Below are 24,095 nucleotides of genomic sequence, written 5' to 3'. Positions count from 1 at the left end.
ACCCTAGAGCCTGATCGTGGCGGACGGAACCGCGTCGCGGTTCAGGCCGGCGCGTGGATCAGGCGACTTCAGAGTGCGCCCAGGCCGATGGCGAAAAGAAGGATCAGACCCGCGTCGCGGTTGGACTTGAAGAGGCGCAGGGCCAGGGCGCCGTCCTCGCGCCGGACGCGCGCGGTCTGGAACGCGAGCTGCAGGGAGAACAGGGCGAGGCCGGGCCAGAACCAGGGGCCGAGGCCGGCGCTCGCCCCGGCAAGCGCCGCGAAGGCGACGCCGACCGCATAGAAGACGCCGACGCCCATGCGCACGTTGGCGCCGAGCCGCCGCGCCGACGACTTCACGCCGATCATGGCGTCGTCCTCGACGTCCTGCAGCGCGTAGATGGTGTCGTAGCCAAGCGTCCAGAAGACGCCCGAGAGCCAGAGCAGGACGGCGGGGGCCATAAGGGTGAGAATGGGATGGATGGGCGCGCCGCCTATCGTGGCCGCCAGCGGGATCGGCCAGGCCGCGATGAGGCCGCTGGCCCCCGCAAAACCCATCAGGGCGCCCCAGTTGAAGGTCATCCCCAGCCAGGCCTGAGGCCACCAGGTGATGCGCTTCATGAAGGGGTAAGCGGCGACCAGCGCCAGCGAGGCGACGCCCAGCGCGATGGCGACTGGCCCCAGAGTCAGCAGGACCCCCAGCGAGATCAGGCTGCATATGACGATATAGGCCCACGCCCCCTTCACCGAGATGCGGCCCGAAGCGACCGGGCGAGACGCCGTGCGCGCCACCTGCGCGTCGATCCTGCGGTCCACCACGTCGTTGAAGGCGCAGCCGGCCGCGCGCATCAGGCAGGCCCCGATCAGGAAGCCGACGTACAGCCAGACGTCGTAGGCGTCGGGCGTCTTGCGGTAGGCGGCCAGCGCGAGGGTGATCCCCTGCCAGCCGGGCAGCAGCAGCAGCCAGATTCCGATCGGCCGGTCGAACCGCCCCAGTTTCAGCCAGTCCTTCAGCCCCTCCGGCGCATGGCGGTCGACCCAGTTGGTCGGGGCGGCGTCGGGCAGGGGCGCGATCATGGGGACGGGATAGCGCGGGAAGGACGCGCGCCAAAGCGCCCCCTCGCGCTCCGGGCCGTCTCTATGCCGCCTGCTTGCCCACGAACTTCCCGTAGAAGGTCTCGCCCTTCGCCGCCATGTCGCGCAGCAGCTGCGGCGGGGCGAAGCGGTCGCCGTACTTCGCCGCATAGGCGTCGGCCTGTTCGACGAAGGCCTTGAGCCCGTACTGCTCGATGTAGGTGATCGGACCGCCCGTCCACGGCGCGAAGCCCCAGGCCAGGATGGCGCCGACGTCGGCTTCGCGCGGGTCGTCGATGACGCCCTCTTCCCAGCAGCGAGCCACCTCGACCGCCTGACGGAACAGCAGGCGACGCTTCTGGTCCTCGACCATTTCGGGGGTCGAATCGGCGATCGTCACCGGCGCGAGGTCGGACAGCCCCTTCCACAGGGTCTTCGGCTTCGACGCATAGTCGTAGAAGCCCATGCCGTTCTTGCGACCGTAGCGGCCCAGATCCTCGACCATGGTCTGGACGATCTTCCAGCCGGGAAGCGGGACGTAGGCGTCGCCCAGGTCTTCCTTGGTCTGCTTGGCGATCTTCACGCTGAGGTCCAGCGCGACGTCGTCGTGCATCTCCAGCGGGCCGCGCGGCATGCCGGTCATGCGGCCGATGTTGTCGATCAGCGCCGGGGCGTAGCCCTCCTCCAGCATGGCCAGGCCCTCGGCGACATAGGTGCCGAAGCAGCGCGAGGTGTAGAAGCCGCGGCCGTCCTGAACCACGATCGGCGTCTTCTTGATCTTCATGACGTAGTCGAGCGACTTCGCGATCGCCGCCTGACCGGTCTTCTCGCCCAGGATGATCTCGACCAGCATCATCTTGTCGACGGGCGAGAAGAAGTGGATGCCGATGAAGTCCTCGGGCCGCACGCTGGCCTTGGCCAGCCCCGTGATCGGCAGGGTCGAGGTGTTGGAGCCGAAGACGGCGCCGGGCGCGAGCTGGGCCTCGGCGCGCTTCGTCACGTCGGCCTTGATCTCGCGGTTCTCGAACACCGCCTCGATGACCAGATCGGAACCCTTGATCAGGTCGTAGTCGGTCGTGGCCGTGACCGAGCCCAGAAGGGCGTCGAACTTCGCCTGGTCGATCTGGCCGCGCGACAGACGCTTCTTCAGCAGCTCCTCGACGTGGGCCTTGCCCTTGTCGGCGCTTTCCTGATCGCGGTCGATCAGGATCGTCTCGATGCCGGCCAGCGCCTGCACATAGGCGATGCCCGCGCCCATCATGCCGGCGCCCAGAACGGTGACCTTCTTCGGATCGGACTTCGGCACGCCGGCGGGGCGCACGGCGCCCTTGTCCAGCTCCTGCTTCGACAGGAACAGCGAGCGGATCATGCCCTGCGCCTGCGGCGTCATCAGGGTCTTGATGAAATAGCGCGTCTCGACCCGCAGGGCGGCGTCCATCGGCAGCTGCACGCCCTCATAGACGGCCTTCATCAGGTTGGTGGCGGCGGGGTAGTTGCCGTAGGTCTGCTTGCGGATCATCGCATTGCCGACGAGGAAATTCTGGATGCCCGCGGGATGGTAGGGGCCGCCGCCGGGCAGCTTGAAGGACTTGTCGTCCCACGGCTGGACGGCCTTGCCGCCGCCCTTGATCCAGGCTTTCGCGGCCTCGACCTCGTCGCCGACCGGCACGACCTCATGCACGATGCCCGCGCCCCTGGCGTCGTTGGGCCGGAAGGACTTGCCCTCGGTCATGGCCATCATGGCGGCCTGCACGCCGATCAGGCGCGTCAGGCGCTGGGTGCCGCCGCCGCCCGGGAACAGGCCCACCTTGATCTCGGGCAGGCCCAGCTGGATCTTGGGGCTGTCGCCGACCACGCGGTAATGACAGGCCAGCGTCAGCTCCAGACCGCCGCCCAGCGCGAGGCCGTTGATGGCCGCCGCCACCGGCTTGCCGCAGGTTTCCAGCGCGCGCAGGGCGCCGTTCAGCCGCCAGCCCGCGTCGAAGGCGTCCTGGAGCGAGCCGCCGGCCAGCATGCCGCCGGCCATGTCGCCGAGATCGGCGCCGGCGCAGAAGCCGGACGTCTTGCCCGAGGTCAGGACCGCGCCCTTGATGCCCTCGTCGGACTTGATGCGCTCGACCCACTCCGGGATCTCCCTCATCACGCCCGAGGTCAGGGTGTTCATCGACCGTCCGGGGACGTCGAAGGTGATCATGGCGATGCCGTCGGCGTCGACGTCGATCTTGAAGTTTTCCATGTCGCTCAGCTCCCGGATCAGACGCGTTCGATGACGGTGGCGGTGCCCATGCCGCCGCCGATGCACAGGGTGATCAGGGCGGTTTCCTTGTCGGAGCGCTCCAGCTCGTCCAGCACCACGCCGGTGATCATGGCCCCGGTGGCGCCCAGCGGGTGGCCCATGGCGATGGCGCCGCCGCAGACGTTGATCTGGTCGTGCGGGATGTCGAGCGCCTGCATGAAGCGCAGCACCACGGCGGCGAAGGCCTCGTTCAGCTCCCACAAGTCGATGTCCGAGGTGGACATGCCCAGTTTGCCGAGCAGCTTGTTGGCCACGAACTCCGGGCCCGTCAGCATGATCGAGGGCTCCGAGCCGATCGAGGCGGCGCCCCGGATCTTCGCACGCGGCTTCAGGCCGAGCGCCTTGCCGGCTTCCAGCGAGCCGATCAGCACGCCCGCCGACCCGTCGACGATGCCCGAGCTGTTGCCCGGCGTGTGGACGTGATTGACGCGCTCGACCTCGGGGTAGCGCTGGTTGATCACGGCGTCGAAGGCCATCTCGCCCATCATGGCGAAGGACGGGTTCAGCGCGCCCAGCGTCTGCATGTCCGTGTTCGGACGGATGGTTTCGTCGTGGTCCAGGATGGTCAGGCCCAGCTGGTCCTTGACCGGCACGACGGACTTGGAGAAGCGGCCCTCGGCCCAGCTCCTGGCCGAGCGCTTGTGGCTCTCCACCGAATAGGCGTCGACGTCGTCGCGGCTGAAGCCCCACTTGGACGCGATCATGTCGGCCGAGACGCCCTGGGGCACGAAATACGTCGGAAAGGCCGAGGACGGATCGACCGGCCAGGCGCCGCCGTCCGAACCCATCGGCACCCGGCTCATGGCCTCGACGCCGCCGCCGACGGCAAAATCGGCCTCGCCGGACTTCACCTTGGCCGCGGCCATGTTCACGGCCTCAAGGCCCGAAGCGCAGAAGCGGTTGATCTGGACGCCGGCGGTGGTCTGGGCCCAGCCCGCGTTGAGCACGGCGGTGCGGGCGATGTCGGCGCCCTGCTCGCCCACCGGCGAGACGCAGCCCAGGATGACGTCGTCGACCCTCGACGTGTCGAGCCCGTTGCGGTCGCGCAGCGCCTCCAGCACCTGGGTCGCCAGCGACAGGGCGGTGATCTCGTGCAGGCTGCCGTCCTTCTTGCCCTTGCCGCGCGGCGTGCGCACCGCGTCGTAGATGTACGCGTCGGTCATGGGTCTCTCCTGAGCGCAGGTCGCTGATGGGGGGCGCGGGCCAGAAAGCCTACGTTTACGTCAACGTCAAGCATTTCCGCCGGACGGTTTGACACGACGGTGAACGCCGACGAACGCCAGGGCGCCAGTCAGGGAAAGGATTCTCACATGGGTCGCCTTGCGATCGCCGCGTCTTTCTTGCTCGTCGCGGGCTGCGCGAGCACCGACTACGTCAACGACGGCAACATTCAGTCCACGACCGAGGTCTATTCCAGCAACGGCATGCGCGTGGTCATCGAGCACGTGACCTTCGACTTCCTGCCTGGCCTGCCGGACGAGACCATGTACCGCTGGGTCGCGACGAACGGGAGCGACTGGATCATGTGCGCGAGGGCCCGGTTCGTCGAGCGTGTCGGCGACGGCGGCTACAGCCACAACGGCATTTATGAACTGCCGCCGCGGTCCGGCCGCACCCGCATCGCCTGGGTGCAGAATGCGTACGGTTCACCGGCTGGAGCCCGGGCCCGCCTCGCCGTCTGGCCGCTCAACGGCGAGAGCTGCGCGGCTAGCGCCCCCTGATCTCGTCCGACGTCGCTCGCCTCACCCGCCCGTCGACAGCCGCACCAGTTTGCCGTTTTCCTCGTCGGTGACGACCCAGACGGCGCCGTCCGGGCCCACGGCGACGTCGCGGACGCGCTCGCCCAGCTCGGTCAGCAGCCGCTCCTCGCCGACCACGCGACCGTCGCGGATGACCAGCCGCGCAAGGTGCTTCGAGCCGAGGCCGGCGATCAGGGCGTCGCCCCGCCAGCCGGGGAACATGGCGCCGTCGTAGAAGGTCATGCCGCCCGGCGCGATCACCGGGTCCCAGTAATAGACCGGTTGCTCCGTGCCTTCCTTCTGGGTGATGCCGTCGTTGATGGCGCCGCCGCGATACTCGATGCCGTACGCCACGTCGGGCCAGCCGAAGTTCAGCCCGGCTCGCTCAAGGTTCAGTTCGTCCCCGCCGCGCGTGCCGTGCTCGACGCTCCACACCTGGCCGTCCGGGGCCACGGCGACGCCCTGCACATTGCGGTGGCCCAGGGTCCAGATCTCGGGCAGGGCGCCCTCGCGGCCGACGAAGGGATTGTCCGCCGGCACGCTGCCGTCGGCGTTGATGCGGATGGTCTTGCCCATGTGGCTGCCCAGGTCCTGGGCCTGCGGCCGCATCTGCGGCACCGACCGGTCGCCGGTGGTGATGAACAGCGTGCCGTCCCGGCCGAACGCCAGGGACGAGCCATAGTGCATGGTCCCGTCGAAGGTCGGGCTCGCGCGGAAGATGACCCGCACCTGGTCCACCCGCGTCCCGTCGTCAGACAGCCGCCCGCGCGCCACCGAGGTGGCGTTGCCGCCCTGGCGAGGCTCGGCATAGCTCCAGTAGATCATGCGGTCCTGCCCGAACGTCGGGGACAGCACCACGTCCAGCAGGCCTCCCTGTCCGCGCGCGTCGACCGCGGGCAGGCCGGCGATCGGCTCCCCCACCTGTCCCTGCGCCGTGACGATGCGGAGGCGACCCGGCCGCTCGGTCACCAGCCAGTTTCCGTCCGGCAGCAAGGCGAGGCCCCACGGCTCGACAAGGCCTTCGGCCACCACCGCGTGCGTCAGAGCCGCCTCGGTGCGCACCCCGGGCGCCCGGGTCTGGCCCTCGAAGGCGGGGGTCTGGTTCGGCGCGTTGGGGGCGCGCGTCTCCACGGGGGCGCCCGGGGCGGGATCCTGGGCCGCGCCCTGTCCGCAGGCGGCGAGAAGGGCGGCGGTGGAGAGGGCGGCGAGGCGGATCATGGGACGAGCTCCGGGCGACGGGATGCGGCCCCCAACCTCGGACGCCCGCCGGCGATCCGCAAGGCTTCGAAACGTCGCGGAAGGCCGCTTGAACCGGAGGCCTTCGGTCGTTATAGGCCACGATCCCTCGCGCGGCCCTCGACCGGTCGGGCGCGGGCTCCCTTCTTGGGGCTGGGTAGCTCAGCTGGTTAGAGCGGTGGATTCATAACCCACAGGTCGGCGGTTCGAGCCCGCCCCCAGCCACCAAGGACGGGGCCGTTCAGTCGCCCCTCAGCCGGCGCCCCAGCGGGGTCACGATGCCGGTGTCTCCCGGGCAGACCTGTCGCACGCGCAGAGCCATGTTCCGGTCCCCCTCGGCGTTGGCCAGTTCGCGCGCCTCGCGGCAAAGACCCTGATGAATCAGGTGATCGACGCGGACGGCACGATCCACCCGTTCCAGACCGTGGTGTTCGATCAGCTCCAGCCACGACGGACCACGCCTGGACAGGCGCTCACGCTCGAAGCGGTCCCGGTACTGGTCCGACGACAGCTGGAACGGCGACTGTGCGGCGACCGCGCCGGCCAGCGCCCAGGCTCCAATCCCGGCGAGCAAGCCCGCCGGCAGTCCGACCGTCACCCGGCGCCCCGGCAGGTCTGCCGGATGCGGATGACCATGGCGCGCTCGCCCGCCGCCCGCGCCACGTCGCGGGCCTCGCGGCACCGGCCCTGTTCGATGAGTTCGGAAACCCGCAGCGCCAGATCGACCCGCTCCGCGCCGTACTCGGCCGCCAGTTCTTCGGTCGAGGGCGCCGATTCCCCCGCCCGACGCTGCTCTTCGGCCGTGAAGCGGTTGTAATGCTGGCTTTGGGTCATGCGGCCGACCATCTGGCCGTTCTGCTGCCGCACGCTCATCGTGCTGCCTCCGCCGCCCGTGGACTGGGCCGACGCGGCTCCGGCGATCAGGAGGGTGGAGGCGCCCGCGAGGGCGAAAGCCAGCATGCGCATCAAGATTCTCCTTCCGGTTTCCGCACCATGACACACGGGGGCCGGAGCGCAACCTCTCCGTGCCCGCCGCGTTCACGGCCAAGGTTCACATCGAGGAGACCGCCATGCGCATCCACAGCCTTTCGCTCGCCGCCGTCGCCGTTCTGGCCCTGGGGGCCGCCGCCTGTTCGGAGTCGACGCAGGAGAGCGCCGAAGCGGACGCCGAGGCCGCCGCGGCAAACACCGGCGAGGCCGCCGAGGACGCGGGCTCGGCCCTGGCCGAGGAAGCCGCCCAATTGGGGACGGCGGTCAAGGCCGGCGCAAAAGAAGTCGCGCAGGAGATCGACGAGGGCACCGATCGCCTGGCCCAGGAAGCCCGCGAGCAGGAAGCCGAGACGGCCGCAGACGCCCGCGGCAACTGATCACTTTCCTTGCTTTGTCGCCCGCGTCTTGAGGGCGGTCAGGCCGGTTCGGCCAGCAGGGCGTCGACCAGCGCCCGCGCTTCCGGACCGGCCCAGTCGGCCTCGCCCGAGAAGCTGGCGCGCATGCGCCCCTGACGGTCCAGGATCACCGTCTGGGGCATCTTGCCCTCGCCCGGCAGGACGAAGGGCAGTTTGAAGTCCCGGTCGCCGTAGAACGGCAGGGGCTCGTGCACGTCGATGAAGCTGAGGGCGTCGGCGACGGCGTCGTCGGTGGCGTCGACGTTGATCGGCAGGACGACCAGATCCTTGCCCTCGTAGGCCGAGGCCAGCGCCTGCAGGGTCGGCATTTCGGTCCGGCACGGCGCGCACCACATGGCCCACAGGTTGACCACCACCACCTTGCCCCGGAAGTCGGCGAAGCGGGCGTCCCGGCCGTCGCGGGCCTTGAACACGTAGTCGGGGGCGACGGGCGTTTCCGCGGGCGTTTCCAGCCGCGCCAGCGAGCGCGTTGCGAAGCGGGCCAGATCGCTCTTCCGCGCTTCCGCGGGCGTCGAGCCTTTGAACAGGGCGTCGGGTTTGGCATAGAGCAGCGCGCCCCCGGCCGCGCCGAGGATCACGATGCCCGCGATCGCCGCGATCGCCGCCCTGGACAGCCCCATGACCGAAAACCCCGCCTTCGACGCCGATCACAAAGCCCCCGGCCCGGCCGAAGGTCAAGACATGTGGGGCGGGCGGTTCAGCCGGAAGCCGGCCGAGATCATGCAGGCGATCAACGTCTCGATCGGCGTGGACCGGCGCCTGTGGGCACAGGATCTGACGGGGTCGGAGGCGCACTGCCGCATGCTGGCGGCGCAGGGGATCATCCGGCAGGAGGACGCCGACGCCATCCTGGGCGGGCTGGCGATCATCCGCGAGGAGATGGCCGCCGGGACCTTTCCCTTTCGCGACGCATACGAAGACGTCCACATGAACGTGGAGGCGCGGCTGGCCGAGCTGATCGGCGATCCGTCGGGACGGCTGCACACCGCGCGCAGCCGCAACGACCAGGTGGCCACCGACTTCCGCCTGTGGGTGCGCGACGCGTGCGACGAAGCGGCCGAGGGTCTGAAGGGACTGCAGCGCGCCCTGCTGGTTCAGGCCGAGGCCCACGCCGACGCCCTGATGCCCGGCTTCACCCATTTACAGCCCGCCCAGCCGGTGACGTTCGGGCATCACCTCATGGCCTACGTCGAGATGTTCGGACGGGACGCGGGCCGGTTCGCCGACGCGCGGGCGCGCATGAACGAGAACCCGCTGGGCGCCGCGGCGCTGGCGGGATCGCCCTTCCCCATCGACCGCCACGCGACCGCGGCGGCGCTGGGCTTCGACCGGCCGATGGCCAACAGTCTGGACGCCGTGTCGGACCGCGACTTCGCGCTGGAGGCCCTGTCGGCCGCCGCCATCTGCGCCGGGCACCTGTCCCGGCTGGGCGAGGAGATCGTGGTGTGGATGACGCCGCAGTTCGGCTTCGTCTCCCTGCCCGACGACCTGACCACCGGCAGCTCCATCATGCCGCAGAAGCGCAATCCGGACGCGGCGGAGCTGGTGCGGGCCAAAGCGGGGCGGATCTCCGGATCTCTGGTCGCGCTGCTGACGGTGATGAAGGGACTGCCGCTGGCCTATTCCAAAGACATGCAGGAGGACAAGCCGCCGGTGTTCGAGGCGTTCGACGCCCTGGGTCTGGCGGTCTCGGCCATGACGGCCATGGCGGCGGCGTTGACGCCGAACCGCGAGCGAATGGCCGCGGCGGCGGGCGCGGGCTTCTCGACCGCCACGGATCTGGCCGACTGGCTGGTGCGCGAGCTGGACCTGCCGTTCCGCCGCGCCCATCACGTCACCGGCGCGACGGTGAAGCGTGCCGAGGAGATGGGCGTGGACCTGGGGCAACTGCCCCTCTCGGAAATGCAGAAGATCGAGCCCCGGATCACCGAAGCCGTTTACAAGGTGCTGTCGCCTGAGGCTTCGTGCGCCAGTCGCACCAGCTATGGCGGCACGGCGCCGGAACAGGTCCGAGCGCGCATCGCAGAGTGGAAGGCGCGCCTGTCATGAGCCGTAAACTGACCCTGATCCTCGGCGCCGCCCTGCTGCTTTCCGCCTGCGGTCGCATGGCCGATCTCGAGGCCCCGCCCGCCCGCCAGACCGAGCGTGCCCCGCGGGGCGCCGAGACCGAGCCCATGCCCGACCCGGCGACGCAGAACCGCTCCTCGAACCAGATCCCCATCGACGGCGGGCCGAACAACCCCTACCGCGGCTCCGGCGCGCCCTTCCAGGAGTAGGTTCGGGTGCACCATTTCGCCCTGAACGGGGGGGCGCTTCACGCCGAGGACGTGCCGCTGAAGACGATCGCCGAGGCGGTCGGCACGCCCGTCTACGTCTACTCCGCCGCCACCTTGAGGCGACATGCCGACGCCCTGACCCGCGCGTTCGCCCCCCACGAGGCGACGCTGGGCCAACCGCTGGTGGCCTTCGCCGTCAAGGCCGCTTCCAACGTCTCGGTCCTGAGGGTTCTCGCCCGGTCCGGCCTTGGCGCCGACACCGTTTCCGAGGGCGAGATCCGGCGAGCGCTGGCGGCGGGCGTGCCGGCGGAGCGCATCGTCTTTTCCGGCGTCGGCAAGACCGACGCGGAACTGGCCTTCGCCGTCGGCCTGGGCCTGCGCCAGATCAACGTCGAGAGCACGGTTGAGATGGAGCGGCTGGCCGCCGTCGCCGGGCGGGCCGGGCGGGTCCCGGACGTGGCGGTCCGGGTCAATCCGAAGATCGGCGCCGGCGGCCACGCCAAGATCACCACCGGCGGCGAGGGCGACAAGTTCGGCGTGCCGGTGGAGGAGGCGCTGGATCTGTACCGCCGCTTCGGCCGGGATCCGCGTCTGAACCTCGTCGGACTGGCCTGTCACATCGGCAGCCAGATCACGGAGTTGGGCCCGCTGCGGGCCGCGTTCGGCGTGCTGGCGGCGATGACGCGGACCTTGCGGGCAGAGGGCCTGGACGTGCCCCGTCTCGACCTGGGCGGCGGGCTGGGCGTCGCCTATGCGGGCGACGATCCGACGGCGCCGCTGGCGGAGTATGCGGCCATGGTGGCGGAGACGGTCGGCGGGCTGGGCGTCGCGTTGACGCTGGAGCCCGGGCGGTTGATCGCCGCCAACGCGGCGGTGCTGCTGGCTCGCGTGATCCAGGTGACGGAACGCGGCGACGGCAGACGCATCCTGGTGCTGGACGCGGCCATGAACGACCTGCTGCGCCCCGCGCTGTACGACGCCTTCCACGACCTCGTCCCGGTCGCTCCTCGCGAGGGAGAGGCCCTGCCGCACGACGTGGTCGGGCCGGTGTGCGAGACGGGCGACACCTTCGCGCGGGACCGGCCACTGGCACCGCTGCAGGCCGGAGACCTCGTCGCCTTCACCGGCGCGGGCGCCTATGGCGCCACCATGGCCAGCGAGTACAACAGCCGCCCGCTGGTCCCCGAGGTGCTCGTCGACGGCAGTCGATGGGCGGCGGTGCGGAAGCGGCCGACCTACGAGGACATGCTCGCCCGCGAGCCGGCGCCGGACTGGCTCTAGTCCAGGGCGCAGACGTCGGGCAGGCCGCGCCACTTGCCGGCGTGGTCCAGGCCGTAGCCGACCAGGAATCGCTCGGGCGCCTCCCAGCCGACGAAGTCGGGGACCAGCGCCCGCGGCTCGGGCCAGGGCTTGCGGGCGAACACGCAGGTCAACACCTCGGCCGCCCCTTCCCGCTTCAGCAGGGCCACGGCCTCGGACAGGGACAGGCCGGTGTCGAAGACGTCGTCGAGGATCAGGACGCGCCGCCCCTGAACCTCGCGCTGGAATTTGCCATGCACGTCGATGCGGCCCCGGCTGGTGGTGCCGTCGCCGTAGGAAGCCAGCCACAGGGCGTCGAAGCGAAGATGCTTGCCCCGCCGCGCCAGCGCCCGGGTCAGGTCGGCGCCGAACCACAGCCCGCCGGTCAACAGGACCATGGCCACGGTCTCGTCGTCGACGACCGGCGCGATGCGGTCGGCCAGGGCCTCGACGGTCGCGGCCACCTGGTCGGCGGGGAGAAGGACGGTCGGGGTCGCGCTCGCGGGATCAGCCATGCGCCGAGGTCAATGGCGCCTCGGCATGGGCTTCGTCCAGAGGCACGGCATCGACCGGGGCCCCTCCGTTGGCGACGGCCGGCGACAAGGCCGGCCGGAGCGCGGGACGTGCGGCGGTCAGCGGCGTGGCCGGAACGTCCGCCTGCGGGAGAGGCCGCGCCGCCGGCGGCGGGGTCGCGGGCTTCTTCGGAGCGACCCGGGCGTCGGGCGCGAAGTCGGTCGCCACCTCCTGCGCGCGCCCCCCGGGATCGGACAGGCGCACGGCGAAGCCCTGCACCTTGCCCGGCAGCACGGGCGGCGCGTCGAGGCGGACGTAGTCGTGGGCGACCTCGTGCCCCTCCTCGTCCAGCAGGGCGACCCGGATGGTCGGCACCACGCGTTCGTCGTCGCGCACGTTGCGGACGGCGCCGGAGACGATGACGATCGCCGGATCGTCGGGGGCGGCGCGCGCGCTGAGCGCCTCGAAATCCAGACCGACCGGGTTCACGTCGACGCCGACTGCGGCGTAGGCGGCGGCCGTGCGCGGCAGCACGTCCACGACCTCCGCCCGGAACAGCCACGCCGCGCCGAGCATGCCCAGCGCGAGGCAGGCCGTGCCGGACCAGGCCACGCCGTGGGCGGCGGCGCGACGCAGGCGGCGCTGCTGCTCCGCCCGCGCGCGGAAGGCCTTGGGCAACTCGGGCGCAGGAGTTTCCGCGAGAGTCTCCAGGACGGGCTCGGCCGTCGGCGCCGACGCCACGACCGGCGTGGCGGACGCCGTCAGGTCCAGCGGCTCTTCCGGCAGCGCCTTCCAGGTGTGCTTGCAGGACTGGCAGCGGACGGTGCGGCCCAGCGGACCGATCGCGTCGTCGGGGGCGAAATAGCCGGTGGCGCAGGACGGGCAGGTCAGTATCATCGCCGACTGCGTGGCCCGAGGGCCGCCTCCCGTTGGGGCCTCAGGCCCCGTTCCGATCCTGGTCCCATGCCGACGACGCACGCCCGCCGCGCCCCTCCGGCCGCTTCCGCGACCGTCGCCCGCCTGTCGGGCGTGCGCGTGAAGGGGGCCGCACGACGCGGAATCCTCGACCTGACCATGCCGCGCGGCTCTTTCCACTTCCTTACCGGGCCGTCCGGCGCCGGGAAGTCGCGGGCGCTGGAGACGCTGGCGCTGCTCCGGAAGCCGGACGAGGGGTGCGCCGTCGAACTGTTCGGCATCGACCCATGGGCGGGCGACGAGTCGGGGCGGGCCGCCCTGCGCCGCCGCATCGGCTTCGCCGGCCGCCACGACGGCCTGGTCGATCGGCTCACCACCTTCCAGAACGCCGCCCTGCCCCTTGCGCTGGCCGGCGCTCCCGCCGAGGGCCGGGCTCACGTGGTGGAGATGCTGGACTGGTTGGGGCTGGCGCCGGTCGCCGCGCGGGCGGCCGGGACGCTGGACCGCGCGCGCCGTCGGGCGCTCTGCGTGGCCCGTGCGCTGGTGGCGCAGCCGGAGCTGATCCTGATCGATGACCCGATGGACGACCTGACGCCGGAAGTCGCCGACCGCGTGCTGGGGCTGCTGTCCGCCCTCGGCAAGGGGGAGGCCGCCGTGGTGATGACCGGGCGCGATCCCGCCGCCGCCCGCAAGGCGGGCGCGACCGTCCTGACGCTGGACGGCGCCGGATGAAGGGTTGGACGGAGTTTCGCGGAACCTCGCTGCTGCGCGCGCCCGTGCGGCGGGCGTCCGGCGTCGCCATAGGGCTGGCCGCCCTGCTGGCCTGTCTGGCCCTGCTCGGCGCGGTCGCCGCGGGCCGGGGCGCCAGCGGCTGGACGGCCGGGGTCGCGCGGGAGCTGACCATCGTCGTGAGGCCGCGCGTCGACGAGACGGGTCCCACCGCGGCCGCCCGCGCGGCCGAGGCGGCCGCGGGCGTGGAGGGCGTGACCGAGGCCCGCGCGCTGGATCGCGCCGAGGCCGAGGAGCTGCTTCGCCCTTGGGTGCGCGAAGCCGATCTGGCCGACCTGCCCCTGCCCATGCTGGTGGTGGCGCGGCTGGACCCCGAGACGCCGGCCGGGCCCCTGACCCTGAATCGGGCGCTGGCCGAGGCCGGGCTGGACGCCGAGGTGGACGACGCCGGGCCATGGCGGGCGGAGGCGGCGCGCGCCGCCGTCGGCGTGCGCGCGCTCGCCATCGCGCTGGCGCTGGCGGCTCTGGGCGCCCTGGCCGCGCTGGCCTGGGCCCGGGCGGCCTCGGCCGTCGTGGCGATGCGCCACGACCTCGCGGTGTTGCAGGGGCTGGGCGCGGGTCCGGGGCGACTGCGCGGCCTGACGCTGAGGGCGGTCCTCCCGTTCGTCGCGGCGGCGGCGGCGGGCGGCGCGGCCGGCGGCGTGGCGCTGGGAGCCCTCTGGAAGCTTCTCGCGTCCGGAGGGCAGGCGGCCTCGGCCCTCCCGCTGGCGTGGGGCGACCTGCTGCTGGCCCCGGCGGCGGTGGCGGTCGCGGTCCTCGCGGCCGCCCTGTCGACCGCTCGCGTCCTGCGCGAAGTCCTTGGCGGACCGTCCGCCCACGGCTAGGCTTCGTTCATCATGAAGCTGATCGCGGCTCTGGCCATCGTGGCCCTCGTCTGGCTGGTGGGGCTGTTCGCCTTCGCCGAGCGCGTACGCGGCCTGACGCCGGCCGACGAGCCGGCGCGCGCCGACGGCATCGTGGCCCTGACCGGGCCGTCGCCGGAGCGGGTCAACGCTGCCGTGCGACTGCTGGAGCAGGGCAAGGGCGACCGCCTGCTCATCTCGGGCGTCAACCGACAGGTCCGCCGACAGGAGTTGCGTGAGGTCACCCCCGGCTCGCGACGCCTGTTCAACTGCTGCGTCGATCTGGGTTTCGAGGCCGAGGACACCCGGGGCAACGCCGAGGAGATCGCCGCCTGGGCGCGCGCGCGCGGCTACGAGAGTCTGATCGTGGTGACGTCCGACTATCACATGCCGCGCAGCCTGGTGGAGATTCGCACCGCGGCGCCGGAGCTGACGCTGGTCCCGCACGCGGTGTCGACGCCGTCGCTGGACGATTCGCGCTGGTGGCGGGCCACCGTCACCGCGCGGCGCATGACGCTGGAGTACATGAAGTACCTCGCCGTCCTGTTCCGTGAGCTGGTCCGGCGCGTGTCCGGCGACGAGGGCGCCCGGGCGGTGCAGGACGCCGCCGAGGCGGCCGGCGACGCGCGCAAGGCGGCGTGACGGCCGCGCGTCCCGGGCGCTAGAACACGCTCATGACGACCGTCCGCTCCCTGCTCTTCGTGGCCTGGCTCTATCTGTCGATGGCGATCTTCGCCGTCGGCCTGTCGCCGGCGCTGATCCTGCCGCATCGGGCCGCCATGGGCGTGATCAAGGGCTGGGCGCGGTTCGTACTGTTCGGCCTGCGCTGGATCGCGGGCGTGCGGGTGGAGTTCCGCGGGCTGGAGCATCGGCCGACCGGCCCGGCGCTGGTCGCCGGCAAGCACCAGAGCATGCTGGACGTGATCGCCCCGTTCGCCGTCCTGCCGGACAACTGCTTCGTCATGAAGAAGGAGCTGATGCCCCTGCCCTTCTTCGGCTGGTTCGCGTGGAAGACGCGGATGATCCCCGTCGACCGCTCGGCCGGGGCCAAGGCGCTGAAGGACATGGTCCGCCACGCCCGCGCGCGGCTGGCGCAAGGCCGCCAGATCCTGATCTTCCCTGAGGGGACGCGTCAGGAGATCGGCGCCGCGCCCGACTACAAGCCCGGGATCGCGGCCCTCTATCGCGATCTCGACGTGCCCTGCGTGCCGATGGCCACGAACTCCGGCGAGCACTGGCCGGCCCACGGTTTCCGCCGCACGCCCGGGTTGGTGGTGTTCGAATTCCTCCCCGCCATCCCGCCCGGGCTGAAACGGGCGGAGTTCATGGAGCGGCTGGAGACCGAGCTGGAAGCGGCGTCGCGGGCGCTGCTGCCTGAGGTCCGTTGAAGCCCGCGGCCGCTTCCGGGCGATGCCGGCGAATATAGTCGCGGATGGAGGTGGGGCGCAGTTCCCGATCAGGCTCCATCCGCCAGCCCGTCAGTCCTAGCATTGCGACGCCCGCGCGAAACACGGCATCGTCCTCGGGCCCCCAGCGGTGAACCAGCCGGTAGCGCCCGGCCTCCACCTCCTCATGCACCCACCGCGTGCCGTCGACGCCGATGACGCAGTCCGTCGGAGCCATGGCCTTCAGGTCCTTTCGCCACCTGGCCACCTCGGCCCATTCCTCTGCCGACAACCGTCGCACGACACGGCAGTCCGCCGCGCCCGGCCGGCACGCGAAGCCGACGCCACGGACCGCCGACATTATCGCGCCGCCATCGACCTGTTCCTCAAGCCTGACCGAGATCGGAGAGAAAAAGCTGGGCAGGTAGGTGAAACGCATGACCGGGCGCCCCTCATTCGCGGATGCGTCGAGCGGCATCTCGCCCAGCTCGCGAAGCGCGTCGCCGTACCAGCCGGCCTCAAGCTCATCGAGCGCGGCCCCCTCCTTGGGCGAGGTCCGCCTCGCGCAAACCTCGTCGTCGACGAGTTCGGGTGGAAAGTAGGTGTCCACCGATCGCATCATGATCCATCCACCGACGACGACGACGGCTGTGAGCGGCAGCATGATCCCGGCGATGGCGGCGTTCGGTTTCACGACGGAACCCTGTCACGCCGGCGCGGCGCTGGACAGTCCGGGGTCGCAATCCAGCTTCACCTTGCCCATATGGGGGGCATGACTTTTCGACCCACGACGCTGGAGCGGGCCTATCAGCTGGCGGACTCCGGCGAGTGCCGCACCGTCGGCGAGGTGAAGAAGCGGCTGCAGGCCGAAGGCTACGACCGCATCGCCGACCAGCTGTACGGGCGCACCGTGACCAACGCCCTTCGCGACCGCTGCGCCGCCGCCCTCTCCCGCGTCGAGGACTGACGTCGGCCCCGCCTTGCTTTCGCCCCGCCGAAGGCGCAGGGTGCCGGGGTCGATCTCTTCTGCGTAACGCTCTCGTTCTCCCGCGCTTCGCCAGAGACTTCAGCCGCTCCCACAAAAGACCGACCTCGCCGGCGCGCGATCCTGCGCGTCGGTCACTCAAGACGGAGGTCCAGAAAATGGCGACCGGTAAAGTGAAATGGTACAATTCCACCAAGGGCTACGGCTTCATCGAGCCGAGCGACGGCGGCAAGGACGTGTTCGTTCACGCCACGGCGGTTGAGGCCGCGGGCCTGGGCTCGCTGAACGAAGGCCAGACGATCTCGTACGAGATCGAGCAGGACCGTCGCTCGGGCAAGGAATCGGCGGGCCAGCTGAAGGCCGGCTGAAGCCGCCAGGGCGGCCCCGGGGCCGCTCGACGATTTCGCCCCCGGTCGGTCCGCCGACCGGGGGTTTTTCCTGTCCGGAGGTCACATGCGCCATCGAAACGTCGCCCCGCACCGCTGGAGCGATCGCGGTTGGGCCATCTGGCTTCTGCTGGGGGCCGCCGTCGTGGCGATGATCGCCATGTTCGGGGCCCACGCCCTGCTCACGCGAGACACCGCCCGGAAAGACGCCCGTGACGCCCAGATCGAGGCGCAGGCGGTCGAGGCCGGTGCGCGTCAGGACGCGCGCCTCGCCGCGGAAGACGCCCGGCGGAAGGAGCGCGCCCGCTGACCCTCAGGCCAACCGGTCCCAGCCGATGGCGTGAACCTTGTCCCGCCCCAGCACGGCGACGAGGGGCAGGCCGGCGAACAGGCCCTCGAAAGCGGCGTGCCGCACGTCCAGCCCACCGGTGAAGGCGCCGAAGGCCGGCAGGATCAGACGCCGGCCGTCCGTCACGAACGCCGGCCGCCGCACCCCGCGCGCATAGGCGACCACGGCGGCGCAGGGGTGCAGGTGGCCCGCCACTTCTCCGGGCGCCGGCTCGGCCTGCGGTTCGTGGATCAGGGTCAGGGCGCCCACAGCCATGGTCGTGACGACCTCGCCCGTCAGCCGGTCCAGGGCGTCGGCCAGCGCCTTGAAGTCATGGTTGCCCTCCAGCCAGACCCAGGTTCGGCCCTGAGCGAGCCTCTCAAGCCGCGCGTGGTCGGCCCCGTCCAGACGTTCGATCGCGCGGGAATCGTGGAAACTGTCGCCCAACAGGACGACCGTCGCCGGCGCCAGCGCCTCGATCTCCGCTTCCAGTTTCGCGATCGTGGCCGGGCTGTCGTACGGCGGCAGCATCTGACCTCGCGCGGCGAAGGCCGACCCCTTCTCTAGGTGCAGGTCGGAGGCGACCAGCGTCCGCCGGTCCGGAACCCAGAGGGCGCCCGAGCACCGCAGCACGCAGGCCTCGCCGTTCACCCGCACCTTCAGCCCGCCGCACGGGTGGCGCAACGGAGACAGGCTCTCGCGCAGGGCGGCGTTCACGCCATCACTTCCGCGATCAGGGCCTCTTCGGAAAACTCCATGGCGTGCTCGTCCAGGATCATCTCGGCCGCGCCGCCGCCGACCCTTTCGCGGCCGATCTGAACCAGCACGGGGACGCAGAAGGGGGACGGCCGCTCCAGCGGCTGATGCACGATGCGACCCTGGATGCGGGTCAAAAGGGCGCCCAGCCGCGCCACGTCCAGCAGGCCGGCGGCCGCGTCGGCGCGCGCCGTTCGGAGCAGGAGGTGGTCGGGCTGATGGCGGCGCAGCACGTCGTAGATCAGGTCGGTGGAGAAGGTCACCTGGCGCCCCGTCTTCTCGGCGCCCGGCTGGCGGCGCTCGATCAAGCCGGAGATGAGGGCGCAATTGCGGAAGGTGCGCTTCATCATGAAGCTCTCCTCCAGCCAGGTCTCCAGATCGTCGCCCAGCATGTCGGGCTCGAACAGGGCGTCGAGGTCCAGCCCGTCCATCGGTCGGATCGACCAGATCGCCAGCGAATAGTCGGTGACGACGAAGCCCAAAGGCCCGACCCCGAGCCGGTCCAGTCGCCGGGTCAACAGCATGCACAGCGTCGAATGCGCCAGCCGCCCCTCGAAGGGATAGGCGACGAGGAAATGCCGCGACCCGCGCGGGAAGGTCTCGACCAGCATGTCGCCGGCCGTCGGAATGATCGATCGGTTCTCCTGCAGCTCCAGCCACTCCTGCACGTCGGGCGGCAGCACGCGCCAGTGGTCGCGGTCCTGAATCATGTCGCGCACCCGCTCGGCCAGCGACGTGCCCAGCGGGAACTTGGACCCGCCCCAGGAGGGTATCTTCGGATCGACGTCGCGGGCGTGGGTGACCAGGGCGTCGGTGCCGCTGATGCCCTGATAGGCCCAGACCTGACCGGCGAAGACGAAGGTGTCGCCGGGGGTCAGCTGCTCGAAATACCACTCCTCGGCCTCGCCGACCTTTCGGCCCGCGGTCCAGCGCGCCGCGCCGGTTCCGCCGCCCCGCCGGTGCGCGACCTTGATGTTCAGCGTCCCGGCCGAGACGATGGCGCCGACATTCATGCGGTGGCGCTGGGCGACCTGACCGTTGCGGACCCTCCACTTCCCGTCCTTCGTCCGGACGATGCGGGCGAAGCGCTCGTAGGTGCGCAGGGCATAGCCTCCGGTGGCGACCAGATCGACGACCTCTTCGAAGGTCTCATACGTCAGGCCGCGGTAGGGCCCGCAGCCGGCGATCTCCGCATACAGATCGTCGAGCGCGAAGGGCTCGGAGCAGGCGCAGCCCATGACGTGCTGGGCCAGGACATCCAGCGTGCCCGTATGAATCGGCTCCCAGTCGAAGGCGTTCTCGGCCACCGCCTCGCGCGCGGCCTGACATTCCAGCATCTCGAACCGGCTGGCGGGCACCATCAGGGCGCGGCTGGGCTCGTCCAGCCGGTGATTGGCGCGGCCGATGCGCTGGACCAGACGGCTGGCCCCCTTGGGCGCCGCCAGCTGGATGACCAGGTCGACGTCGCCCCAGTCGATGCCGAGGTCCAGGGTCGAGGTGCAGACCACGGCGCGTAGATCGCCCCGCGCCATGGCCGCCTCGACCTTGCGCCGCTGCTCGGCGGCGAGGGAGCCGTGGTGGAGGGCGATCGGCAGGTTCTCCTCGTTGATCTCCCACAGGCGCTGGAAGACGAACTCCGACTGCCAGCGCGTGTTGACGAAGATCAGGCTCATGCCCGAGCGCTTGATGGCCTCGTAGACCTCGGGAATGGCGTGAACCCCGGTGTGCCCGGCCCACGGCACGCGTCCTTCGGAGATCAGCACGTCCACGACCGGCTGCGCGCCGGGATCGCCGCGGACGAGGGTGACGGGGGCGTCGATCGTCGGCCTCAGCCAGTCCGCGATCATGTCCGGGTCGTCGACGGTGGCCGACAGCGCCACGCGGCGCATGTCCGGCGCGAACCGCTGCAGCCGGCCCAGACCGAGGTTCAGCAGGTCGCCGCGCTTGCCGCTCCAGATGGCATGCACCTCGTCCAGCACGACGCATTTCAGGTCGGCGAAGTACGCCCGCGCGCCCTCCCAGGCGCAGAACAGGGCCAGCTGCTCCGGCGTGGTCAAAAGAATGTCCGGGGGAAACTCGCGCTGGCGCGCCCGCTTGGACTGTTTCGTGTCGCCGGTGCGGCTCTCGACATGAATGTTCAGGCCGATTTCGCGGATCGGCGTCATCAGGTTGCGCTCGACGTCCGTGGTCAGGGCCTTGAGCGGGGACAGATAAAGGGTGTGCACTCCGGACCCCGGGCCATGCTCCGGCTTCGGGCCGCGCTCCGCCAGTTCGATCAGCGACGGCAGAAACCCCGCCAGCGTCTTGCCGCCCCCGGTCGGCGCGACCAGCAGGGCGTGCGACCCGGCCTCAGCCGCCGCGACCATCTCAAGCTGATGCCGCCGCGGCGCCCAGCCGCGCGAGGCGAACCAGTCGGCGAAAAGGGGGGGAAGGGTCGTCAGCGTCGGCTCCGGCTGTCCCGTCTCCAATGTCGGCAGCATCGGGATCGATCCACCCCTTAGCAGATGTTCCCGTTCCGTTTCATCCGTTTCGTCGCTATCTTTCCCGCGTGTCCCTCGACTCGCCGACATCCCTGACGACGCGCGCGGTCGCGCTCGCCGCCCTGCCCCCCGCACTGGCCGTGCCGCCCGGCAGCGGGGCGGTGGCGGACGCGGAAGGCGCGCGCCGGATCGGGCGGGGGGCGGCGGAGGGGCTGTTCACCGGCGGGCCGGTTCTGGTGTGCCACGCCAGCCTGACGGCGCGGCGGCTGGGCCTCGCGCCGCCGCCGCGGTCGCGGGACCTGCTGGACGTGCTGGAGCTGTTCGCCTTCGTCCGGCCGGCGCGGTTCTGCGCCCCCTCGCCGACCGGACTGGCGCTGGCCACCGGTCAGGCGGAGCCGAAGGGGGCGGAGGCGCAGGCCCTGGCCCTGCGCGAGGCGGCGCGGCTGCTGCTGGAGGAGATGACCGAGGCGGCCTGGCCGGGCCGCGAGGAGGCCGTGACCCTGGCCGAGACGCTGAACCGCGCGGGCTGGGCCTGGGGCGGGCGGGTGCTGGAGGCGCTGCGCGCCCAGCCGGTGCGCGAGCGGCGGCAGCGGGGATCCGGCCTCGACGCCTGGTCGCGCCTGCCGGAATGGGAGGACGAGGCGCCGCGCGGCGAGGCGGGCTCGGCGCCGGTCGACAGCGAGAGCGCGCGCATCCGGCTGGAGAAGCTGCTGCAGGCGTCGGGACTGGACGAGGCGCGGCCGACGCAGAGCGACTATGCCGCCGAGGCCGCCTTCGCCTTTTCGCCGCGCGACGAGGAGGGGCGGCCGCGCGTGCTGCTGGCCGAGGCGGGCACCGGCACGGGCAAGACGCTGGGGTATCTGGCGCCCGCCAGCCTGTGGGCCGAGCGCAATGCGGGCGCGGCCTGGGTGTCGACCTACACCCGCGCCCTGCAGCGGCAGATCGATCGCGAGAGCGCCAGCCTGTGGCCCGATCCGGCCGAGTGCAGGAAGAAGGCCGTCGTCCGCAAGGGACGCGAGAACTACCTCTGCCTGTTGAACCTGCAGGAGACGGTGCAGGCGGCGCAGCTGGGGAACGGCGACCTGATCGGCGCGGCGCTGGCCTCGCGCTGGGCCCTGCACACGCGCGACGGCGACATGACGGGCGGCGACTGGCCCGGCTGGCTGCCGACGCTTTTCGCCGTCTCGCCGGGGCAGCAGGCCGGCGCGGCCAATCTGGTCGACCGGCGGGGCGAGTGCGTGCATGCCGCCTGTCCGCACTATCGGACCTGTTTCGTCGAGAAGACGATCCGCGCCAGCCGCCGGGCCGATCTTGTCATCGCCAACCATGCGCTGGTGATGACCCAGGCCGCCTTCGACGGCGCCCGCACCGCCCGCGGGCTGAAGCAGGACGGGGAGACGGCGGCGCTGAAGCGCATCGTCTTCGACGAGGGGCACCACCTGTTCGACGCCGCCGACGGCGCCTTTTCCGCCGCCCTGTCGGGGCAGGAGGCGGCGGAGCTGCGCCGCTGGATCCGGGGGCCGGAGGGGCGCGGCCGGCGGGGGCGCGGGCTGGAGGCGCGCATCGGCGAACTGTGCGCCGACTCCGAAGCCGCGGTGACCGCCTTGAACGACGCCGTGCGCGCCGCGGCACAGTTGCCCGGCGAGGGCGTGTCCAGCCGCATCGCGCCCCCGTCGGGCGAGATCAACCCGGTCGGGCCGATCGAGCGATTTCTGGTGGCCGCGCTGGAGCAGCTGCGCGCGCGGACCAGCGAGAACAGCACGCCCGGCGGCGGCGAGTTCGGCATGGAATGTTCGCTGTTCCCCGTGACCGAGCCGGTGCTGGAGACGGCGCGGGCGGCGGCGCAGGCGCTGGCGGCGGTCGAGGCCCCCCTGCTGGCCCTGTCGCGTCATCTTGAGGACATCCTCGACGACGAGGCGGCCGATCTGGAGCCCTCGTCGCGCGCCCGGATCGAGGGCGCCCTGCGTGGGCTGGACCGACGCGCGCGCATGACCCTGCCCGGCTGGCGCGCCATGCTGCAGGCGCTGGAGTCGGACACCGGCGAGCCGGACCCGGACTTCGTCGACTGGCTGTCGGCCGAGGCGGCCTTCGGCCGGATCCACGACGTGGCCCTGAGGCGGCACTGGATCGACCCGACCGTGCCGCTGGAGGCGGCGGTGGTCATGCCGTCGCACGGCGTGCTGGTGACCTCGGCCACGCTCAGCGACCCGCTGGCGGAGGACCCGTTCGAGCTGGCCCGCCTGCGCACCGGGGCGGCGCGGCTGATCGAGCCGGCGCGGACGCTGAAGGTCGAGAGCCCGTTCGACTATGCGGCGAACAGCCGGGTGATCGTGATCACGGACCTGACCAAGGACGACCCGCGCCAGACGGCCACGGCGATGCGCGAGCTGTTCCTCGCGGCGGGCGGCGGAGGGCTGGGCCTGTTCACCGCCATCCGCCGGCTGAAGGCGGTGTACGAGCGGCTGGGGCCCGATCTGGCGAAGGCGGGCATCCCCCTGCACGCCCAGCACGTCGATCCGCTGGAGGTGGGCGCGCTGGTGGACGTGTTCCGGGCGGAGGAGGACAGCTGCCTGCTGGGCACCGACGCCGTGCGGGACGGGGTGGACGTGCCGGGAAGATCCCTGCGAATCCTCGCCTTCGACCGCGTGCCGTGGCCCCGGCCCGACCTGCTGCACAAGGCGCGGCGCGAGCGCTTCGGCGGCAAGGCTTACGACGACGCCCTGGCCCGCGGCCGCATGGCCCAGGCCTTCGGCCGCCTGATCCGCCGCGCCGACGACCGGGGCGCCTTCGTCATGCTGGACGCCGCCTGCCCGACCCGCCTGTTCGCCGGCCTGCCGCCCGGGACGGATGTGCAGCGCATGGGGCTGGCCGAGGCGGTCGAGACGGTCGGCGACTTCCTCAACCGTCGAACGTGATCTCCACGCTGTCGGCGCTCTTTCGCGCCTCGCCATGGAAGACGGCCTCGACGTTGTTGCCGTCGGGATCCAGCAGGAAGGCGGCGTAGTAGCCGGGGTGATAGGGCCGCTCGCCCGGGGCGCCGTTGTCCGTGCCGCCGGCCCTCAGCCCAGCCGCGTGCCACGCCTCGACCATGGCGCGGTCGCGGGCCTGAAAGGCCAGATGATGCCGGCCCGTCAGCCGGCCGGTGGCGGCCGGGCTGTCGGCGGACGAGACGAACAGTTCGTCGGCCCAGAAAAAGGTCTCTTCCTCGCCGCCGACGGGCACGCCCAGAACCTCGAGCAGGGCGCCGTAGAAGCGGCGGCTGGCCTCGATGTCGCGCACCACCAGGTGCAGGTGGTCGATCAGACGACCGCGATGAAGATGCTGCGTTTCCATGGCGACTCCTTCGCGCGATGAACGGCGCGGCGACCGGCCGCGTTCCCCCTCGGCTTGACCGCGCGCCCCGATCTGCCAT

General features: G+C 71.5%; 26 protein-coding genes and 1 tRNA gene. 14 read left to right on the top strand and 13 right to left on the bottom strand.

All coding sequences use genetic code 11. The features are described from left to right. Nucleotides 1-68: 68 nt before the first annotated feature. The 3 genes from ubiA to EFJ44_RS05730 form a co-directional block, all read right to left on the bottom strand. Nucleotides 69-1,055, bottom strand: a complete 987-nt coding sequence (gene ubiA / locus EFJ44_RS05740; protein WP_125256252.1) for a 4-hydroxybenzoate octaprenyltransferase — start codon at nucleotides 1,053-1,055, stop codon at nucleotides 69-71. A 61-nt stretch (nucleotides 1,056-1,116) separates the two neighbouring features. Continuing rightward, a complete protein-coding gene (locus tag EFJ44_RS05735) occupies nucleotides 1,117-3,288 on the bottom strand; it encodes a 3-hydroxyacyl-CoA dehydrogenase NAD-binding domain-containing protein (protein ID WP_125256251.1) in 2,172 nt (723 codons plus the stop codon). A 17-nt stretch (nucleotides 3,289-3,305) separates the two neighbouring features. Next, on the bottom strand, nucleotides 3,306-4,511 hold the full coding sequence (locus tag EFJ44_RS05730; protein ID WP_125256250.1) for an acetyl-CoA C-acetyltransferase: 1,206 nt from the start codon (nucleotides 4,509-4,511) through the stop codon (nucleotides 3,306-3,308). Nucleotides 4,512-4,610: 99 nt separating this feature from the next. Between EFJ44_RS05730 and EFJ44_RS05725 the strand changes: the two genes are divergently transcribed. After that, on the top strand, nucleotides 4,611-5,069 hold the full coding sequence (locus EFJ44_RS05725; RefSeq protein WP_125256249.1) for a hypothetical protein: 459 nt from the start codon (nucleotides 4,611-4,613) through the stop codon (nucleotides 5,067-5,069). A 21-nt stretch (nucleotides 5,070-5,090) separates the two neighbouring features. Here EFJ44_RS05725 and EFJ44_RS05720 read toward each other — a convergent pair whose 3' ends face one another. After that, entirely contained in the window at nucleotides 5,091-6,305 is a 1,215-nt protein-coding gene (locus EFJ44_RS05720; protein WP_125256248.1) for a PQQ-dependent sugar dehydrogenase, read from the bottom strand. 169 nt (nucleotides 6,306-6,474) lie between these two features. Here EFJ44_RS05720 and EFJ44_RS05715 point away from each other — a divergent pair. After that, nucleotides 6,475-6,551: transfer RNA gene (locus EFJ44_RS05715), tRNA-Met, on the top strand. A 13-nt stretch (nucleotides 6,552-6,564) separates the two neighbouring features. Here EFJ44_RS05715 and EFJ44_RS05710 read toward each other — a convergent pair. Further along, a complete protein-coding gene (locus tag EFJ44_RS05710) occupies nucleotides 6,565-6,921 on the bottom strand; it encodes a hypothetical protein (RefSeq protein ID WP_125256247.1) in 357 nt (118 codons plus the stop codon). Beyond that, nucleotides 6,918-7,289 carry a hypothetical protein gene (locus tag EFJ44_RS05705; RefSeq protein WP_125256246.1) on the bottom strand — a complete coding sequence of 124 codons (372 nt, stop codon included), beginning with the start codon at nucleotides 7,287-7,289 and terminating at the stop codon, nucleotides 6,918-6,920. Before EFJ44_RS05705 ends, EFJ44_RS05710 begins: the two co-directional genes overlap by 4 nt. Nucleotides 7,290-7,348: 59 nt before the next feature. Between EFJ44_RS05705 and EFJ44_RS05700 the strand changes: the two genes are divergently transcribed. After that, nucleotides 7,349-7,690, top strand: a complete 342-nt coding sequence (locus EFJ44_RS05700) for a hypothetical protein (RefSeq protein WP_125256245.1) — start codon at nucleotides 7,349-7,351, stop codon at nucleotides 7,688-7,690. A gap of 38 nt (nucleotides 7,691-7,728) precedes the next feature. Here EFJ44_RS05700 and EFJ44_RS05695 read toward each other — a convergent pair whose 3' ends face one another. Beyond that, the gene (locus EFJ44_RS05695; protein WP_125256244.1) at nucleotides 7,729-8,349 is read right to left on the bottom strand and encodes a TlpA family protein disulfide reductase; all 621 of its coding nucleotides are present in this window, start codon (nucleotides 8,347-8,349) and stop codon (nucleotides 7,729-7,731) included. Nucleotides 8,350-8,410: 61 nt separating this feature from the next. On the opposite strand from EFJ44_RS05695, the gene argH reads away from it, so the two are divergent. Genes argH through lysA form a run of 3 tightly spaced genes read left to right on the top strand, consistent with a single transcriptional unit; the run spans nucleotide 8,411 to nucleotide 11,286 of the window. Next, entirely contained in the window at nucleotides 8,411-9,778 is a 1,368-nt protein-coding gene (argH, locus tag EFJ44_RS05690; protein WP_125256808.1) for an argininosuccinate lyase, read from the top strand. After that, complete coding sequence (locus EFJ44_RS05685) at nucleotides 9,775-10,005, top strand: hypothetical protein (RefSeq protein ID WP_125256243.1); 231 nt, start codon at nucleotides 9,775-9,777, stop codon at nucleotides 10,003-10,005. The genes argH and EFJ44_RS05685 overlap by 4 nt, the downstream gene beginning before the upstream one ends. A 6-nt stretch (nucleotides 10,006-10,011) precedes the next feature. Continuing rightward, the gene (gene lysA, locus EFJ44_RS05680) at nucleotides 10,012-11,286 is read left to right on the top strand and encodes a diaminopimelate decarboxylase (protein WP_125256242.1); all 1,275 of its coding nucleotides are present in this window, start codon (nucleotides 10,012-10,014) and stop codon (nucleotides 11,284-11,286) included. On the opposite strand, the gene EFJ44_RS05675 is transcribed toward lysA, so the two are convergent. Together EFJ44_RS05675 and EFJ44_RS05670 are read right to left on the bottom strand one after the other, a co-directional pair. Further along, complete coding sequence (locus EFJ44_RS05675; RefSeq protein ID WP_125256241.1) at nucleotides 11,283-11,819, bottom strand: phosphoribosyltransferase; 537 nt, start codon at nucleotides 11,817-11,819, stop codon at nucleotides 11,283-11,285. The genes lysA and EFJ44_RS05675 overlap by 4 nt on opposite strands. Continuing rightward, a complete protein-coding gene (locus EFJ44_RS05670; protein WP_125256240.1) occupies nucleotides 11,812-12,714 on the bottom strand; it encodes an MJ0042-type zinc finger domain-containing protein in 903 nt (300 codons plus the stop codon). The genes EFJ44_RS05675 and EFJ44_RS05670 overlap by 8 nt, the downstream gene beginning before the upstream one ends. Before the next feature lie 66 nt (nucleotides 12,715-12,780). Between EFJ44_RS05670 and EFJ44_RS05665 the strand changes: the two genes are divergently transcribed. Genes EFJ44_RS05665 through EFJ44_RS05650 form a run of 4 tightly spaced genes read left to right on the top strand, consistent with a single transcriptional unit; the run spans nucleotide 12,781 to nucleotide 15,751 of the window. After that, a complete protein-coding gene (locus tag EFJ44_RS05665) occupies nucleotides 12,781-13,464 on the top strand; it encodes an ATP-binding cassette domain-containing protein (protein WP_125256239.1) in 684 nt (227 codons plus the stop codon). After that, entirely contained in the window at nucleotides 13,461-14,345 is an 885-nt protein-coding gene (locus EFJ44_RS05660) for a cell division FtsX domain-containing protein (RefSeq protein WP_125256238.1), read from the top strand. The genes EFJ44_RS05665 and EFJ44_RS05660 overlap by 4 nt, the downstream gene beginning before the upstream one ends. Nucleotides 14,346-14,357: 12 nt before the next feature. Continuing rightward, nucleotides 14,358-15,005, top strand: coding sequence for a YdcF family protein (locus tag EFJ44_RS05655; protein ID WP_125256237.1), 648 nt, complete (start codon nucleotides 14,358-14,360; stop codon nucleotides 15,003-15,005). Between the two features lie 32 nt (nucleotides 15,006-15,037). Continuing rightward, nucleotides 15,038-15,751, top strand: a complete 714-nt coding sequence (locus tag EFJ44_RS05650; protein ID WP_125256236.1) for a lysophospholipid acyltransferase family protein — start codon at nucleotides 15,038-15,040, stop codon at nucleotides 15,749-15,751. Here the strand turns inward: EFJ44_RS05650 and EFJ44_RS05645 are convergent. After that, complete coding sequence (locus tag EFJ44_RS05645) at nucleotides 15,687-16,442, bottom strand: hypothetical protein (protein ID WP_125256235.1); 756 nt, start codon at nucleotides 16,440-16,442, stop codon at nucleotides 15,687-15,689. The genes EFJ44_RS05650 and EFJ44_RS05645 overlap by 65 nt on opposite strands. A 78-nt stretch (nucleotides 16,443-16,520) precedes the next feature. On the opposite strand from EFJ44_RS05645, the gene EFJ44_RS05640 reads away from it, so the two are divergent. The 3 genes from EFJ44_RS05640 to EFJ44_RS05630 all read left to right on the top strand — a co-directional run bounded on the left by EFJ44_RS05640 (nucleotide 16,521) and on the right by EFJ44_RS05630 (nucleotide 17,429). Beyond that, nucleotides 16,521-16,715 carry a hypothetical protein gene (locus tag EFJ44_RS05640; protein WP_125256234.1) on the top strand — a complete coding sequence of 65 codons (195 nt, stop codon included), beginning with the start codon at nucleotides 16,521-16,523 and terminating at the stop codon, nucleotides 16,713-16,715. Nucleotides 16,716-16,891: 176 nt separating this feature from the next. Then, entirely contained in the window at nucleotides 16,892-17,101 is a 210-nt protein-coding gene (locus EFJ44_RS05635; RefSeq protein ID WP_125256233.1) for a cold-shock protein, read from the top strand. Nucleotides 17,102-17,186: 85 nt separating this feature from the next. Beyond that, the gene (locus tag EFJ44_RS05630; RefSeq protein ID WP_125256232.1) at nucleotides 17,187-17,429 is read left to right on the top strand and encodes a hypothetical protein; all 243 of its coding nucleotides are present in this window, start codon (nucleotides 17,187-17,189) and stop codon (nucleotides 17,427-17,429) included. A gap of 3 nt (nucleotides 17,430-17,432) precedes the next feature. Here the strand turns inward: EFJ44_RS05630 and pdeM are convergent, their stop codons facing one another. Next, the gene (gene pdeM / locus EFJ44_RS05625; RefSeq protein WP_125256231.1) at nucleotides 17,433-18,164 is read right to left on the bottom strand and encodes a ligase-associated DNA damage response endonuclease PdeM; all 732 of its coding nucleotides are present in this window, start codon (nucleotides 18,162-18,164) and stop codon (nucleotides 17,433-17,435) included. Then, complete coding sequence (locus EFJ44_RS05620; protein ID WP_125256230.1) at nucleotides 18,161-20,683, bottom strand: ligase-associated DNA damage response DEXH box helicase; 2,523 nt, start codon at nucleotides 20,681-20,683, stop codon at nucleotides 18,161-18,163. Before EFJ44_RS05620 ends, pdeM begins: the two co-directional genes overlap by 4 nt. Nucleotides 20,684-20,751: 68 nt before the next feature. Here EFJ44_RS05620 and EFJ44_RS05615 point away from each other — a divergent pair, with 68 nt between their 5' ends. Beyond that, the gene (locus EFJ44_RS05615) at nucleotides 20,752-23,598 is read left to right on the top strand and encodes an ATP-dependent DNA helicase (protein WP_241209690.1); all 2,847 of its coding nucleotides are present in this window, start codon (nucleotides 20,752-20,754) and stop codon (nucleotides 23,596-23,598) included. Here the strand turns inward: EFJ44_RS05615 and EFJ44_RS05610 are convergent. Then, complete coding sequence (locus EFJ44_RS05610; protein ID WP_125256228.1) at nucleotides 23,582-24,016, bottom strand: VOC family protein; 435 nt, start codon at nucleotides 24,014-24,016, stop codon at nucleotides 23,582-23,584. The genes EFJ44_RS05615 and EFJ44_RS05610 overlap by 17 nt on opposite strands. Between the last annotated feature and the right edge of the window lie 79 nt (nucleotides 24,017-24,095).

Origin of the sequence: Brevundimonas fluminis (genome assembly GCF_003934285.1) — a bacterium.
Taxonomy (GTDB): Bacteria; Pseudomonadota; Alphaproteobacteria; order Caulobacterales; family Caulobacteraceae; genus Brevundimonas; species Brevundimonas fluminis.
Note: the sequence above shows the minus strand (reverse complement) of the source record. Positions and strands in the feature narration are given on the sequence as shown.

What these genes read in the sequence shown, in the direction of transcription:
- EFJ44_RS05735 (WP_125256251.1), bottom strand. Translation starts at nt 3,288, where the DNA reads ATGGAAAACTTCAAGATCGACGTCGACGCCGACGGCATCGCCATGATC.
- EFJ44_RS05660 (WP_125256238.1), top strand. Translation starts at nt 13,461, where the DNA reads ATGAAGGGTTGGACGGAGTTTCGCGGAACCTCGCTGCTGCGCGCGCCC.
- EFJ44_RS05640 (WP_125256234.1), top strand. Translation starts at nt 16,521, where the DNA reads ATGACTTTTCGACCCACGACGCTGGAGCGGGCCTATCAGCTGGCGGAC.
- EFJ44_RS05720 (WP_125256248.1), bottom strand. Translation starts at nt 6,305, where the DNA reads ATGATCCGCCTCGCCGCCCTCTCCACCGCCGCCCTTCTCGCCGCCTGC.
- EFJ44_RS05675 (WP_125256241.1), bottom strand. Translation starts at nt 11,819, where the DNA reads ATGGCTGATCCCGCGAGCGCGACCCCGACCGTCCTTCTCCCCGCCGAC.
- EFJ44_RS05630 (WP_125256232.1), top strand. Translation starts at nt 17,187, where the DNA reads ATGCGCCATCGAAACGTCGCCCCGCACCGCTGGAGCGATCGCGGTTGG.
- EFJ44_RS05620 (WP_125256230.1), bottom strand. Translation starts at nt 20,683, where the DNA reads ATGCTGCCGACATTGGAGACGGGACAGCCGGAGCCGACGCTGACGACC.
- EFJ44_RS05610 (WP_125256228.1), bottom strand. Translation starts at nt 24,016, where the DNA reads ATGGAAACGCAGCATCTTCATCGCGGTCGTCTGATCGACCACCTGCAC.
- argH (WP_125256808.1), top strand. Translation starts at nt 8,411, where the DNA reads ATGTGGGGCGGGCGGTTCAGCCGGAAGCCGGCCGAGATCATGCAGGCG.
- EFJ44_RS05655 (WP_125256237.1), top strand. Translation starts at nt 14,358, where the DNA reads ATGAAGCTGATCGCGGCTCTGGCCATCGTGGCCCTCGTCTGGCTGGTG.
- EFJ44_RS05685 (WP_125256243.1), top strand. Translation starts at nt 9,775, where the DNA reads ATGAGCCGTAAACTGACCCTGATCCTCGGCGCCGCCCTGCTGCTTTCC.
- EFJ44_RS05665 (WP_125256239.1), top strand. Translation starts at nt 12,781, where the DNA reads ATGCCGACGACGCACGCCCGCCGCGCCCCTCCGGCCGCTTCCGCGACC.
- EFJ44_RS05650 (WP_125256236.1), top strand. Translation starts at nt 15,038, where the DNA reads ATGACGACCGTCCGCTCCCTGCTCTTCGTGGCCTGGCTCTATCTGTCG.
- EFJ44_RS05670 (WP_125256240.1), bottom strand. Translation starts at nt 12,714, where the DNA reads ATGATACTGACCTGCCCGTCCTGCGCCACCGGCTATTTCGCCCCCGAC.
- EFJ44_RS05730 (WP_125256250.1), bottom strand. Translation starts at nt 4,511, where the DNA reads ATGACCGACGCGTACATCTACGACGCGGTGCGCACGCCGCGCGGCAAG.
- EFJ44_RS05705 (WP_125256246.1), bottom strand. Translation starts at nt 7,289, where the DNA reads ATGCGCATGCTGGCTTTCGCCCTCGCGGGCGCCTCCACCCTCCTGATC.
- EFJ44_RS05695 (WP_125256244.1), bottom strand. Translation starts at nt 8,349, where the DNA reads ATGGGGCTGTCCAGGGCGGCGATCGCGGCGATCGCGGGCATCGTGATC.
- ubiA (WP_125256252.1), bottom strand. Translation starts at nt 1,055, where the DNA reads ATGATCGCGCCCCTGCCCGACGCCGCCCCGACCAACTGGGTCGACCGC.
- EFJ44_RS05635 (WP_125256233.1), top strand. Translation starts at nt 16,892, where the DNA reads ATGGCGACCGGTAAAGTGAAATGGTACAATTCCACCAAGGGCTACGGC.